9 protein-coding genes and 1 pseudogene are annotated in these 14,326 nt (G+C 47.4%); 5 read left to right on the top strand and 5 right to left on the bottom strand.

The features are described 5' to 3' along the window. Nucleotides 1-11: 11 nt before the first annotated feature. From NDI35_RS24655 to NDI35_RS24645, 3 genes are all read right to left on the bottom strand, one after another. Nucleotides 12-557 (bottom strand): RNA 2'-phosphotransferase, encoded by a 546-nt coding sequence (locus tag NDI35_RS24655; protein WP_445315010.1) that lies wholly within the window; start codon nt 555-557, stop codon nt 12-14. Further along, complete coding sequence (locus NDI35_RS24650) at nt 550-1,128, bottom strand: SMI1/KNR4 family protein (protein WP_445315009.1); 579 nt, start codon at nt 1,126-1,128, stop codon at nt 550-552. Before NDI35_RS24650 ends, NDI35_RS24655 begins: the two co-directional genes overlap by 8 nt. Before the next feature lie 101 nt (nt 1,129-1,229). Beyond that, nucleotides 1,230-1,910 carry a class I SAM-dependent methyltransferase gene (locus tag NDI35_RS24645; protein ID WP_445315008.1) on the bottom strand — a complete coding sequence of 227 codons (681 nt, stop codon included), beginning with the start codon at nt 1,908-1,910 and terminating at the stop codon, nt 1,230-1,232. Between the two features lie 510 nt (nt 1,911-2,420). On the opposite strand from NDI35_RS24645, the gene NDI35_RS24640 reads away from it, so the two are divergent. The 5 genes and pseudogenes from NDI35_RS24640 to NDI35_RS24620 all read left to right on the top strand — a co-directional run bounded on the left by NDI35_RS24640 (nt 2,421) and on the right by NDI35_RS24620 (nt 10,680). After that, complete coding sequence (locus NDI35_RS24640) at nt 2,421-5,291, top strand: diguanylate cyclase domain-containing protein (protein WP_445315007.1); 2,871 nt, start codon at nt 2,421-2,423, stop codon at nt 5,289-5,291. Nucleotides 5,292-5,437: 146 nt separating this feature from the next. Then, nucleotides 5,438-6,019 carry a Uma2 family endonuclease gene (locus NDI35_RS24635; protein ID WP_445315006.1) on the top strand — a complete coding sequence of 194 codons (582 nt, stop codon included), beginning with the start codon at nt 5,438-5,440 and terminating at the stop codon, nt 6,017-6,019. Between the two features lie 117 nt (nt 6,020-6,136). Beyond that, complete coding sequence (locus tag NDI35_RS24630) at nt 6,137-6,430, top strand: DUF8820 family protein (protein ID WP_006632553.1); 294 nt, start codon at nt 6,137-6,139, stop codon at nt 6,428-6,430. A 293-nt stretch (nt 6,431-6,723) separates the two neighbouring features. Continuing rightward, nucleotides 6,724-9,639 (top strand): annotated as a pseudogene (locus NDI35_RS24625) (leucine-rich repeat domain-containing protein); the annotation flags it as partial. Nucleotides 9,640-9,672: 33 nt separating this feature from the next. Next, nucleotides 9,673-10,680 carry a DUF6745 domain-containing protein gene (locus NDI35_RS24620; RefSeq protein WP_445315026.1) on the top strand — a complete coding sequence of 336 codons (1,008 nt, stop codon included), beginning with the start codon at nt 9,673-9,675 and terminating at the stop codon, nt 10,678-10,680. A 599-nt stretch (nt 10,681-11,279) separates the two neighbouring features. On the opposite strand, the gene NDI35_RS24615 is transcribed toward NDI35_RS24620, so the two are convergent. Next, entirely contained in the window at nt 11,280-12,125 is an 846-nt protein-coding gene (locus tag NDI35_RS24615; RefSeq protein ID WP_445315005.1) for a nitrate ABC transporter ATP-binding protein, read from the bottom strand. 166 nt (nt 12,126-12,291) lie between these two features. Beyond that, nucleotides 12,292-14,292 (bottom strand): ABC transporter ATP-binding/substrate-binding protein, encoded by a 2,001-nt coding sequence (locus NDI35_RS24610; RefSeq protein ID WP_445315004.1) that lies wholly within the window; start codon nt 14,290-14,292, stop codon nt 12,292-12,294. Nucleotides 14,293-14,326: the final 34 nt, after the last annotated feature.

Below are 14,326 nucleotides of genomic sequence, written 5' to 3'. Positions count from 1 at the left end.
AGTGAAAATTATCAACTTATTTTGAGATAAGCGGGCGACACAAAATCTACTAACCAAACTTTGTTTTCCGAGCAGTAGAATGTATGACCGTCGCGTTGCATGGCTGTGGCATCTACAGTAAAGACTGCCGGGATGCCATGTCTTGCACCTACTTGGTGCGCCGTCTGTATATCCACGGACAAATGAACGTGATGCCGCGACATTTTCCTAATTCCTTGACTGAGAATAGACTTGACGGCAGTGCTACCTGTTCCGTGATATAAAATATCCGGGGGAACAGCGGGTTCTAACTGCAAGTCAACCTCTACGCTGTGTCCTTGGTTGGCACGAATTAGAGTGCCTGTGGAGTCAAAGGAAAAGCGCTGCTTGTCGTTTTGCGCGACTACTTTTTTGAGGTCTGCAAGCTGAACAGGAAAGTTATTTGTTTGGCACGCATCAAGGAGTTCGCTAACAGGAACCCAGCCACCGGGAGCGAGTTGAATGCCGATGCGATCCGGAGCGTGTCGCAGATGTCTGCTGAGGTATTTGCTAATTTTGACTAAGCGTGAATTATTCATTTTGTTTTTTCAAATAAAAGCTTGTTTTCTTAAATTTATATTTACCAGCTTCTAAATCTGTGGCTAACTGTTCTAACCATTCTCGCAAACTTTTAGCAATAAAGCCTCTGTAACCATCATCGTGGCACATAAAAATAATTTGCCCAACTTGACCTCCTGGTGCTGGATCTAAATCCAAACAAAGACTGTCGCCACTGAGGTTGGAAGCGATCGGAATCCATTTCGGATTCCACCACAATTCTGTCCGAATCAGTCCATCTGAAGCGCAGCCATAATCATTGCCATCTTCCTCCTTAAAGTCGGCTGTATCCAGTAATTCTTTCCAAGAATTCCACTCTCCTATCATTCCTTCTAAACAAAGAAACTGCCAGTAGGGCATTACTGAATATCTCTCTTCCAACTGACCGTTATGAATGCGGTAAGATGATTTTACATCTTCAGTAAACTCGATTTCTAAAAATTGTTCTGCTGCTTTTATAGCTTCATGGGTTGCTCCAGGTTGCAGATTGTTCAGGATTTCTGGCGCATTAGCAGCAAGCCAAGAGTCAATGCGATTCCAGATGGTTTTCATGATAGTGTAACGTTAACTTATGGCATATTTACAGAATTCACTCGGTTAAGATTTTTGTCGCAATCGCAGATTTATCCTAACGGAGCCTCAGCTAGTTGCATTCACTTCTTAACTCCGCCAAAAATAGCAAAATTTAGATAGCGCCAGTGACATCCGGCGTCTGCAAAACCAGCTTCTGCAAGCCACTTTGTTTGCTCTTCCACAGAGGAGGGAATATCTTCTTCTAGATATTTTTGAAACCAGGCTGCATCGTCTTCTCCGTTAGCTTTCATGTACTGCCGCCACAACTGTTCGTATTGCTCAGTCAGCCGGGGAGTAGCACCTGTCACAATATCTCGAATTAGCAAGATTCCCCCTGGATTCATGGAGTGGAAAAGTTTATGAAATAGCTGTTGTTTGCCTGCGCTGTCGAGGTGGTGGATTGCCAACCCTGAAACTACCAAATCGTAACCGCTGCCGAAATCATCTTCGGCAAAGTTTCCTTGCTGCAAGGTCAGCCGTTCTCGGAAAGCGGACAAGTTAGTTTGGCAAGTTTTCAGCATATTTTGGGCGATGTCAAAGGCTAGGACTTTTGCTTGAGGAAATGCTTGCAGAATCATAGCCGACAGTATGCCAGTTCCCGCGCCTAAATCCAGAACTTTTATGTTACCATTAGTTTCAGAAGTGATTAACTGCAATATTACATCGTGTTGCTCGCGATATCGCGGAATGAGGCGGGGAATTAAACCGTCATAATCAAAGGCTCTTTGTTCAAATTGCTCGCGTACAGCGTCTAAATTCACAGACTATTTTCCTCAAATTGTTAATAGTTGAGTGCGCCAATGCAGTTTGGCGGTTCTATCGTTCGAGGTCATATTACACTCTATAATACGAAATAATTACATATCTGTCAAGATGTAGAAGAAAATAATTTAAAAGAAGTTACGGACGATCGCCAGACAGGGACTTTTTGCGCCCAAACCCGCCCGTCATTTGGGAACTGTTTAGCCCTGCACATATATCTCCTTCAGTGCAGATGAGGCAGAATGCCACATACCCGAAAGCCTGCCGAAGACAAGACTTTGTGCCAGATACTAGGAGTAATTGTGAGAAAAAAGTTGACGGTTATGATACCCGTTTCAAACAAGAATGCAACTGTCGGTGTGTGCTCTACACCATTAAATTTCTCAGTGATTCCCCCTAGTAAAAGATAAAAGATAACAAGGAATGAGCCAGCAGTCGAGGATCGGCTAAATCTGAAAAAATCAGTCCTCAGATTGACAAACTTTAGCCAACTATAAACAAAAATTGAGTTGACTCCCGAGTGGATGTGGTATCTGCCAATTTTTCAGGAATATCAAGAGATACAAAATATTACACCCGTCGGTGCGGGCAAGAAAATTGTGATAATGAATCAGGATGCGAGTAGATTAGGTGTCAGCCGTCAGGGGAAGATAGAAGCAATGGAAATCCAACAACGGAGTAAGGATAAGCCCGATCGCCAGCAACCGGACACGCCCGATCGGGAGCGCAAAATTTATACGAAAAAAGAACTAGATTCGTTGCTGCAAGAATGTTTAGATTTTAAAGGAGCGATCGACCGATCGGCACTTGCAGTGAGGACTGACGCGCGAGGAATTATCAACTATGTCAGCGATCAACTTTGCTACATCTCCAACTATTCCCGCGCTGAACTACTCGGCAGCCACTTTGGCATCCTCCATTCGGAATATAAATCTTCGGAATTAATCAAAAATTTGCTGTCAACTGTTGCCAAAGGTGAAGTTTGGCAAGGAGACATTCAGAATAAAGCTAAGAATGGAACTGATTATTGGGTGTACGCAGCAGTAGTTCCACTGTTGGACTGCAAGAGAAAACCCTGTCAGTATTTGGCGATCGGATTCGACATCACCGATCGCAAAGCCGTTGAAGCAGCCCAAGCCGAAGCCAACCGGGCAAAAGACGAATTTCTGGCGATCGCCTCCCACGAACTGCGATCGCCCCTGAGCGCGATTTTGGGATGGGCGCAGCTAGCTCGATCGCGCAATTTCAACGAAGCCACCACCAGCCGCGCTTTGGAAATCATCGAGCGCAACGCCAAATTACAAAATCGGCAAATAGACAATCTCCTCGACCTCTCGCGGCTGCTGCGAGGGAAAGTGTGCCTGAACATCGGCCAAGTTCACCTCCCGTCGCTCGTAGAATCTGCGATTGACACCCTCCGTCCCGCCGCCGAGGCTAAAAACCTCCGCGTAGAAAAACATTTCGACCCCGCCATCAGCTATGTTTTGGCAGATGCAGAACGCTTGCAGCAAATAGTCTGGAACCTCCTTGCCAACGCCATCAAATTCACCCCAGAATCGACACCATACCCAGTTCAAGTGCGGATAGAGCCTACTCCGTCGGGCGTCTTGATTCGGGTCAGCGACAGCGGTTGCGGCATCGATCCCAAATTTCTGCCACACATCTTTGACTACTTCCGCCCCGCAGACAACTTCCAGACCAAGGAACAAAATCGGCTTGGGCTGGGGCTCTCAATTGTGCGGCAGTTGGTGGAACTGCACGGGGGAAGTGTTTGGGCTTCGAGCCCCGGTATCGGTCAGGGGGCGACCTTTGGGGTGCTGCTACCGATTGCCAACAAAAATGCACCCGACGATCGCACTGCTGCGATCGCCCAAAGTGAAAGCAGACCCGGATCGGTTTCCAAACCCCTAGCGGGAAAGCAAGTCCTGGTGGTCGAAAGCAGCGCCGAGATCCGCCAATTTCTCAAAACAGGCCTCGAAGCATTTGGAGCCAAGGTAACAGCGGTGGGTAGCGCCACCGAAGCGATGGCCGAGTTGCAACAGTCGCGACCCGACGTGTTGGTGAGCGATATGGCGGTATCGGGAGCCGACGGCTGCGATTTGATCCGCCGCATCAGAGCCATGGAAATGTCCGAGCACAGGGAACTGCTGCCGGCCGTGGCGCTGACTGGAGGCATCGAGGAAGAAGATTCGGCATCGGCCCTGGAGGCGGGGTTTCAGAGGCATTTGTCGAAGCCGGTGGAAGCGAATCAGTTGGTGAGCGCGATCGCCCAATTGGCTGGACTGACTGGATTCGGCTCCGGAGAGTGGGGTTCGGGAAATGTTCGGGCGACCACACCCCAGGCCTCACTGCCGGAACCTAACAGTTTGGACGACAAAAATCATCGGGAACAATTAACAAGTGACAGCCGAGAATTACCGCTGTTGCTGGTAGTAGAAGACAACAATTTTCTGCTGGCTTACCTCCAAACTTTATTAACTCCGTACTATAGAGTCGCCGTGGCGATCGACGGGGTTGAAGGTTTAGAAAAAGCCAAAAGTTTGCAGCCAAATTTGATTGTGAGCGACCAAATTATGCCCAGACAAAACGGACTGGATTTGCTCAAGGAGATTCGGAACACGCCAGAATTGAAATCTACTCCGGTAATCTTTTTGACAGCGCGATCGGGGATGGAAGCTCGGATCGAAAGTTTGGATGCGGGTGCTGACGATTATATTTCAAAGCCTTTTGACGAGAGGGAATTGCTGGCGAGGGTGAGAAATTTGTTGCGATCGCACTCAGCCGAACAGCAGTTGGCGGAACTCAACCGTCAGTTGCTGCAGCAGAAACAGCAGTTAGAAACAGTGAATCGAGCCTTGCATTATTTGGCAAATTACGACAGTTTGACTGAGGTAAGAAACCGCCACTCTTTTAATGAATACCTCGATACGGAATGGCGGCGTTTGGCGAGGGAAGAAGGACCGCTGTCTTTGATTATGTGCGACATTGATTATTTCAAACTTTACAACGACACTTATGGTCACCAAGCGGGGGATGAATGTTTGCGGCAAGTGGCGACGGTGATCCAGCATTCGGTAAAGCGAGCGGCAGATTTAGTAGCGCGTTACGGTGGAGAAGAATTTGTAGTAGTTTTGCCGAATACGGATATTGAAGGTGCCACTTGCGTAGCTGAAATGATCGCACGACAGGTGCGGGGTTTGCACATACCTCATGCTAAGTCTGCTGTCAGCGAATATGTGACGCTGAGTTTGGGTGTAGCTTGCTGCATTCCGGCGCCGATGTCGCAGCCGGGGGCGCTAATTGCGATCGCCGATGAGTCGCTTTATCGGGCGAAAGAAGCAGGGCGCGATCGGGTTTCGGTTGCCACATTTCAAGGATAATATAATAGTTAAATCAACTTGTATGCTGCGTCTGACATCGAACGTTTCGATTTAAACAAGTTTTTTGGATCGGACGCAACATACAAATGTGCTTGCAAACTTGTGCGAATTCAAATTGCTATAAAATAGTTAAAGGAGGTCGTGCCATGACAGCAACCTTAGACAAACCAAAAGACCAGCGCCTAATTCACTCCGGGATTGATTGGCAACAATTCAAGCTAATCGAGCAGGGGTTTTCGGATTCTCCCGGCATCCGACTTTTTTATTTCAAAGGTCAGGTAGAAATCTTGGCAGTTTCTCAAGAACACGAATCTTTTAGCAGGACGATCGCAACTTTGCTGATGGACTACTTTGTGGAAAAAGACATCGAGTTTAACCCCTTGGGTAGCTTTACCCAAGAGAAGGGACAGGAAGTCTCAGTACAAGCTGATGAATCTTTTTTAATTGGCAAGTCAACAGGTATTACCCCCGATCTTGCCATCGAAGTAGTGTTTACCAGTGGGGGAGAAAGCAAGTTGAATCGTTACCAAGCCTTGGGAGTCCCCGAAGTTTGGTTTTGGGAGGATGGAGTATTTAGCCTGTATCACTTGCGATCGCACGGATATGAAAAAATTGACCAAAGCGAAGTTCTACCCGGTTTAGACATCAACTTGCTGTCTCGCTGCTTGCTGATGGCTTCTAGGGTGGAAGCGGTTAAGGAGTTTCGGCGCGGGATTTCTGCGGTTTAGAGGAAAAGTGGAATTTGGTTTGTGGCTCTTGACAGCCATGTATTACAAATGTAGTATTAAGTTACGGTAGAAAAGCTCGATCGAGCGATACCAGTAAACAAAATTTAGAAAAAACCTATGCAACCCATCCGACAAGGCGACGTAATTCTCACTCCCGTACCGAAAATCGAAGGAGAAAAAAAACCTCACCTAACTCTCGCCGAAGGTGAAGTCACCGGACATTCTCACCAGATTATTGAGGGACAAGCTGAACTTTACGAAAAAGACGGCACTCTGTACTTGCGGGTGCTTTCACCGACAGCTTTATTGAGTCACGAAGAACACCATGCGATCGCAATTCCCGAGGGTAATTGGATGGTGCGAATTCAGCGGGAATATGAGCCGCAAGGTTGGAGGTATGTCGCAGACTAAGGTTAAAAAACTGACGCCAGAACAAGCAGCTTTGATTCCAGTGTATCGGGAAAAGTGGAAAGCGATCGCGCTTTCCACAGGCTTGATCGACCGAACAATGAATTAATGGCTAAATCGAGCGCAAGTATTATGTTATATGCGAGCTGATTTTGACAAATTAAATCCCTAAATTGACAACAAATATTATGGGCGATCGTGATTTGATAATTTAATTTCTTTCAGTCGGTTTCAATTGAGATCTTGCACCATTGCCGCACTGCCGGACTACACGACTTTTCTAATCTTGAGGTTTTATGTCCGAACAAAAACAACCAAAACCATCGATAACTTTCAACAGCTTTGCCGACTGGTACTCCCACCTTGACAGCCTTTCGCCAGAAGCAAGACATACAGTTGAGGCACTGTTAAAGACAACTGGCACTTCTGATATTAATGAAGCGAACCAGATACTATCAAGTACAAATGAGCTGAATCTTGACAATAATCAAATATCAGACCTCACACCCCTGCGATCGTGCGCGGGTTTGACTTCTCTGAATCTTTCCTCCAATCAAATATCAGACATCACACCCCTGCAATCTCTCACAAACTTGACCGATCTGAATCTTTCCTCCAATCAAATATCAGATCTCGCACCCCTACAATCGTGCGCGAGTTTGACTTATCTGGATCTTTACAACAATAAAATATCAGACCTCACGCCCCTGCAATCTCTCGCGGGTTTGACTTGTCTGGATCTTGACAACAATCAAATATCAGACCTCACACCCCTACAATCGTGCGCGGGTTTGACTCATCTGTATCTTGGCAACAATCAAATATCCGACCTCACACCTCTGCAATCTCTCGCGGGTTTGACTTCTCTGTATCTTTACAACAATCAAATATCAGACTTCACACCCCTGCAATCTCTCGCGGGTTTGACTTCTCTGGATGTAAACTTTACACCCCAACAGAAAACTCTCATCGAAGCGGATCGTCATTCCTGGGAAACTCTCGGCAACTCTACCGCATCCATTTCTCGCACCCAAGCCACAATCGCTGTTAAAAATCTGTACGAAACCCTAGGTTTAGAAGCACCTGAAATAACTTTTTGCAGTAGCCCCAACGAAGGGTTCGCACAATTAAACAGAAGCTCGATCGACAACGAATTTCTCCCTCGACTTGACAAACAGGTAAAAAATGCGCTGCACCCGTTTTCACTAATAGAAAACTGGTGGCGGGAACTTGAGGGGTTATTTGTTGGTTGGCAGCGACAGTTAAAAGAACAATTGAATGCAGAGTTTTGCGGTCGTTGCGACGACGCAGCTTCGATAGTTACTACGGAATATGTAGTTGAAACTTTCGCTTTTGCTGAATTATGTGTTTCTGGGGGCATTGTTCTGGAGCCAGAATCACGGAAACTTTTTGAAGTAGTCAAGCAGCTTTTAGCAGAATGCGGCTGGATTTTTCCGCTGGATGGTATCTGCATTGTGTGCGATCGACCCATCAAACTTTCCCTCGACAGCGAATACCGCCTCCATGCACAAGGAGAAAGCGCGATCGAATTTAGTGACGGCTACAACCTCTATTCATATCACGGCGTAACATTACCTAAAAAATACGGTGCAATTCATCCCGAAAACTGGCAAGCAAAATGGATTTTATCGGAAAGAGACGCCGAACTCAGGCGAGTATTGATTCAGGGAATCGGGTACAATCGCATAATTCAAGAATTAGAAGCAACCGAACTAGACTGGTACTCCCACCTTGACAGCCTTTCGCCAGCAGCAATATATACAGTTGAGGAGCTGTTAAAGGCAACGGGCACTTCTGATATTAATGAAGCGAACCAGATACTATCCAGTAAGAATGAGCTGGATCTTTCCTCCAATCTACTATCAGATCTTGCACCCCTGCAATCTCTCACGAACTTAACTTCTCTAAATCTTTCCTCCAATCTAATATCAGATCTTGCACCCCTGCAATCTCTCACGAACTTAACTTCTCTGAATCTTTACTACAATGAAATATCAGATCTTGCCCCCCTGCAATTTCTCACAAACTTGACTTCTCTGAATCTTGACGAGAATCAAAGATTAGACATCACACCCCTGCAATCTCTGACGAACTTGACTTCTCTGAATCTTTCCTGCAATGAAATATCAGACATCACACCCCTGCAATCTCTGACGAACTTGACTTCTCTGGATCTTTCCTCCAATCAAATATCAGACATCACACCCCTGCAATCTCTGACGAGCTTGACTTCTCTGGATCTTTCCTCCAATCAAATATCAGACATCACACCCCTGCAATCTCTGACGAGCTTGACTTCTCTGGATCTTTCCTCCAATCAAATATCAGACATCACACCCCTGCAATCTCTGACGAGCTTGACTTCTCTGGATCTTTCCTCCAATCAAATATCAGACATCACACCCCTGCAATCTCTGACGAACTTGACTTCTCTGGATCTTTCCTCCAATCAAATATCAGACCTCACACCCCTGCAATCTCTGACGAACTTGACTTCTCTGGATCTTGGCGACAGTCAAATATCAGACTTCACACCCCTGCAATCTCTCACGAACTTGACTTCTCTGAATCTTTCCTCCAATCAAATATCAGATCTCGCACCCCTGCAATCGTGCGCGGGTTTGACCGATCTGTATCTTGGCAACTATCAAAGATCAGACCTCACACCCCTGCAATCTCTCACGAACTTGACTTCTCTGAATCTTAATAACAATCAAATATCAGACCTCACACCCCTGCAATCTCTCACGAACTTGACTTCTCTGAATCTTAATAACAATCAAATATCAGACCTCACACCCTTGCGATCCTGCGCGGGTTTGACTCATCTGTATCTTTCCTCCAATCAAATATCAGACCTCACACCCCTGCAATCCTGCGCGGGTTTGACCAGTCTGGGTCTTGGCAACAATCAAATATCAGACCTCACACCCCTGCAATCCTGCGCGGGTTTGACCGATATGGGTCTTCACAACAATCAAATATCAGACCTCACACCCTTGCGATCCTGCGCGGGTTTGACCAGTCTGGGTCTTGGCAACAATCAAATATCAGACCTCACACCCCTGCAATCCTGCGCGGGTTTGACCGGTCTGGATCTTGACAACAATCAAATATCAGACCTCACACCCCTGCAATCTCTCACGGGTTTGACTCATCTGGATCTTGACAACAATCAAATATCAGACATCACACCCCTGCGATCGTGCGCGGGTTTGACTTATCTGGAGGTAAACTTTGCATCCCAACAGAAAACTCTCATCGAAGCGGATCGTCATTCGTGGGAAACTCTCGCCAACTCTACCGCATCCATTTCTCACACCCAAGCCACAATCGCTGTTAAAAATCTGTACGAAACCCTAGGTTTAGAAGCACCTGAAATAACTTTTTGCAGTAGCCCCAACGAAGGGTTCGCACAATTAAATATGCTGAAAATGCCGATTGACAACGAATTGAGCCATCGACTTGGCAAACAGGGAAAAAATGCGCGGCGCCCGTTTTCACTAATAGCAAACTCGTGGCGGGAACTTGAGAGGTTATTTGTCCCGTGGGATCGACAGTTACAAGAACAATTGTTCGGAGATTTTTATTGTTATTATGACTCCTTATATTGGATAGTTACTACGAATTATGTGGTTGAATATTTCGCTCTTGCTGAATTATGTGTTTCTGGCTTGGGTATTGTTCTGCAACCAGAATCACAGAAACTTTTTGAAGTAGTCAAGCAGCTTTTAACAGAATGCGGCTGGATTTTTCCGCTGGATGGTATCTGCATTGTGTGCGATCGCCCCATCAAACTTTTGCTCGATAGTGAATACCGACTCCATGCAGAAGGAGAAAGCGCGATCGAATTTAGTGACGGCTACAAACTCTATTCATATCACGGCGTAACATTACCTAAAAAATACGGTGCAATTCATCCCGAAAACTGGCAAGCAGAATGGATTTTATCGGAAACAAACGCCGAACTCAGGCGAGTATTAATTCAGGGAATCGGGTACGATCGCATTTGCCAACAATTGCAAGCAGTAAAATTAGATGCTTGGCAAGAATACACGCTATTAAAAATCGATAACGCCGATGTCGAGCCGATTTATTTGTTAAAAATGACTTGTCCGAGCACGGGATTCATTCACGTTTTGCGAGTGCCGCCTGATGTGCGATCGGCTAAAGAAGCAATTCGCTGGGTAAATTGGGATATTGACCCAGAGGAGTTTTCCGTGCAAACCTGAGTAATAGCAATTTAAAAAAGTGTTGCTACAATCATTAGTCTTATACCAATTGTTAAAAGTCACAGAACCCCGCGCAGGACTTAGGATCAGCCGTTTCCCTACCCGATCGTCTGTACTTTACTCCCCTGAAAACCGCTATATTGACAACAGCCTTAATCCATGAAACACCGATAAACGTGGCCGCAGTGTGCCAGTTCCCAGGGTGGAATGCACCAACCACCGATCGCCCACAAGCGGTTAATAACATCAAGAAGAAGCCCACCCTCGATCGAAGGTGGGCTCTGTTCATGCCAGCTTACCGACAGCTAGGCAATCGGGTCTCTTCGCTGGTAGACGTAAAATATCGGAAAAAGATCCGAACGTCCGAAAAAACTTATCGCCCACCATTAAGCTTCAGTTTACCCAACCGGATCGGGAAAATTGCGCCCCTAGCGATGTTCCCCTGAAACCGGGGAACACTGAGGCTTCAACTTTTCCATAGACTTCTGCAAAAAAGTTCGTCTTGGGCCGGCAGGATGCCCAACCCCTACTCCGCACAAGAATTAAAATTTTTCCAGAAGTCTCATAATTCTCCTCTTTAACTGGGATTTCCCAACCGATTAGGCATCGTGATCGTGTGCAAAGCGACGGAACAGGAAATCTAGGGCGTAGTTCCGCAAATTGTAGTATTCCGGATCTTCCATCATTTGAACCCGATCGCGCGGACGCGGAAAAGGAATCTCCAAAACTTCGCCAATTGTTGCCGACGGGCCGTTAGTCATCATCACCAGTCGATCGGCCAAAAACAGCGCTTCATCAATGTCGTGAGTAATCATCAACACCGTACAGCGGTGATCGTTCCAGATTTTCAGCAACTCTTCTTGCAATTCCTCCTTAGTAATTGCGTCCAGAGCACCAAAAGGTTCGTCTAAAATCAGCACTTTCGGGCGAATTGCCAAAGCGCGGGCGATCGAAACCCGCTGCTTCATCCCTCCCGAAATTTGCGGCGGTCTTTTCTCAGCAGCTTCCGTCAATCCCACCATCGCCAAATGCTCTTTGACGATCGCATTTTTTTCCACCTTCGACTTATTCGGAAATACAGCATTAACCGCAAGGTAAACATTTTCAAACACCGTCCGCCAAGGCAGCAAAGCGTAACCCTGAAACACCACCATGCGATCGGGGCCCGGCTTCGTAATCCGCTGCCCGTTAATCGACACGGTGCCCTGGCTCGGATGGCTAAAACCCGACACCATATTTAACAGTGTTGATTTACCGCAGCCCGAGTGTCCGATTAGAGCAATAAACTCTCCCTCAGCTACATTCAGATTGACGTTTTCTAAAGCCCTGTAACCGTTTGGATATTCTTTATAAACATTGTCCATCACCAAAAAAGGTTGGCGGCGGCCTTTTCCCCGCTGGATTTGAGTTTTGGTGTTCGTCTGGTTGAGAGAAGTATTAATCATGGGTTTGGAAAATTGTGAGTGGGTGATTTGCGAAGGAAGAATGAAGAGGCAATAGGGCAGAATGAAGAGGCAATTACTAATTAAAATTAGCAGTTAACTATTAACAACTAACAACCAACAACTAAGAATTAGCAATTACCCTGTTTTTATCCAACTAAAAACCGCTTTAAGCAGCTCTGCGGCCGGAATCGAGTACAACTTCAGCCATCGTGAAATCGCGTTTAATCGCCAGATTGTTGAGATAGCCGATCGGATCGTCAGCATTAAACACCGAGCCGTCAAACAAGCTGAGAGAACCGCGAGTGTAAGTTATATCAGCCATCCCCAGCTCTCGCGCCGCCGTGCTGAACGCACCGACTCGCACCACCCGTTCCAGAATTTCCACCCAGTTGCGCGGGAACACAGTATCGCCCCAGCGCGCCATCTGCACCATGTGCCAGAGTTGTTCGGTGCGGCTTGGGCGATTCACCCCCTCTCCAGAAAACAAGTGGTGGGCGTATTCCCGCATCGGAGTATCGAGGTTGCAAGCAACAGATTTCGGGTCGCCGAGTTGGATGTAACTCTTATCAGTAGCGACGTACTCCCTTCCCGCGACAATTTCCGAAACCTCGGCGGCGTGATTTGGATCGGCGCAATAGTTGCAAGCTTCCAGCAAAGCTTTGACTAGAGCAATGTGAGTGTTGGGATAAGCATTTGCCCAGTCTTCCCGAACTCCGAGAATTTTTGCAGGGTGTCCGGGCCAGAGTTCCAAATCTGTCGCCACCGTAAAGCCGACTCCTTCCATCGATGCCCGCAAGTTCCAAGGTTCCCCGACGCAGAAACCGTCAATAGTGCCGCCCTGCAAGTCAACGATCATCTGAGCCGGTGGGATATTTTTCAGCAACACATCGCGATCCGGGTCAATGCCGCCGGAAGCCAGCCAGTAACGCAGCAACAGGTTGTGCATCGAAGAAGGGTGCACGATGCCCATACGGTGCGTTTGCGCGGGCGTTCTCTGGAGCATTTTTTTGAAATCGGCCAGAGTGTAGATTCCTTGGTCGTAAAAGCGCCTCGCGAGGGTAATTCCGTTGCCGTTGCGGCTCATGGTGAGGGCTGTAACCGTCGGAATCGGCTTCTCTTGGTGGCCTCCCAAGCTCAACCACATCGCCATCCCAGAGGGCATTTGAGCTGCGTCTAAGTAACCTGCGGCGATGCCGTCTACGATGCCGCGCCAGCTTGTTTCCCGCACGAGGTGGACTTCATCAAGGCCGTGCTTGGCAAAAAAGCCTTTTTCTTTGGCGACAGCAAGGGGAGCACAGGCTGCCAGCGGAATAAAGCCGAGTTCGAGGTTGACTTTTTCCAGGCCGTGGCGGGCGATCGCGGGTACTTTCCGCGCCCGCAGTTTTTTCACCCGCTTCTGCTGGTTGAGGAAGTAAATCATTTCGCTACGTAGAGCGTAGTAGCTGGGGTGTGAGACTACTTCCATGCGCTGGCGGGGGCGGGGGATGTCTACTTCGAGAATCCCGCCAATCTTCGATTCTGGGCCGTTGGTGAGCATGACGATGCGATCGCTCAGCAACACGGCCTCATCCACATCGTGCGTTACCATCAGGGCGCTGATTTCGTACTCTTGGCAAATTTCCATCAACTTTTCTTGCAAGTTGCCGCGAGTCAAAGCATCCAAAGCGCCGAAGGGTTCGTCTAAGAGTAACAGTTTGGGGCGCAGGGCCAGAGCACGGGCGATCGCCACGCGCTGTTTTTGTCCACCCGACAGCAGTGCGGGTTGCTTCTCGGCGTGGGGCGTCAAGCCCACCATGTCGATGTGTTTTTGAATGATTTCGAGGCGTTCGGCTTTGGGTAAGCCGCTCATTACCGAGTCTACGGCTAGGGTAATATTTTCTCTGACCGTCCGCCAAGGTAGCAGCGAATAGTTTTGGAATACTACCATGCGATCGGGACCAGGCTGGGTGATTCTTTGCCCTTCAATTGTCACCAATCCTTCTGTCGGCATATCCAAACCTGCCACCATATTTAGCAGCGTAGATTTGCCACAGCCGGAGTGTCCAATTAAGGAGATAAATTCGCCTTTTTTAATTTCTAGATCGATGCCTTTGAGGGCTATGTATGTCCCCCCATCAGAGAGATTAAAGACTTTTTCTAGTTGTTCTACTGCAATCAAAACAGACATGATTTTCTTGCCTTTATTGTAGGTTTGTTGTTTC

It is taken from the genome of Microcoleus vaginatus FACHB-2002 (genome assembly GCF_040004035.1).
GTDB lineage: Bacteria > Cyanobacteriota > Cyanobacteriia > Cyanobacteriales > Microcoleaceae > Microcoleus > Microcoleus vaginatus_C.
This window is presented reverse-complemented; position numbering and strand designations above follow the sequence as displayed.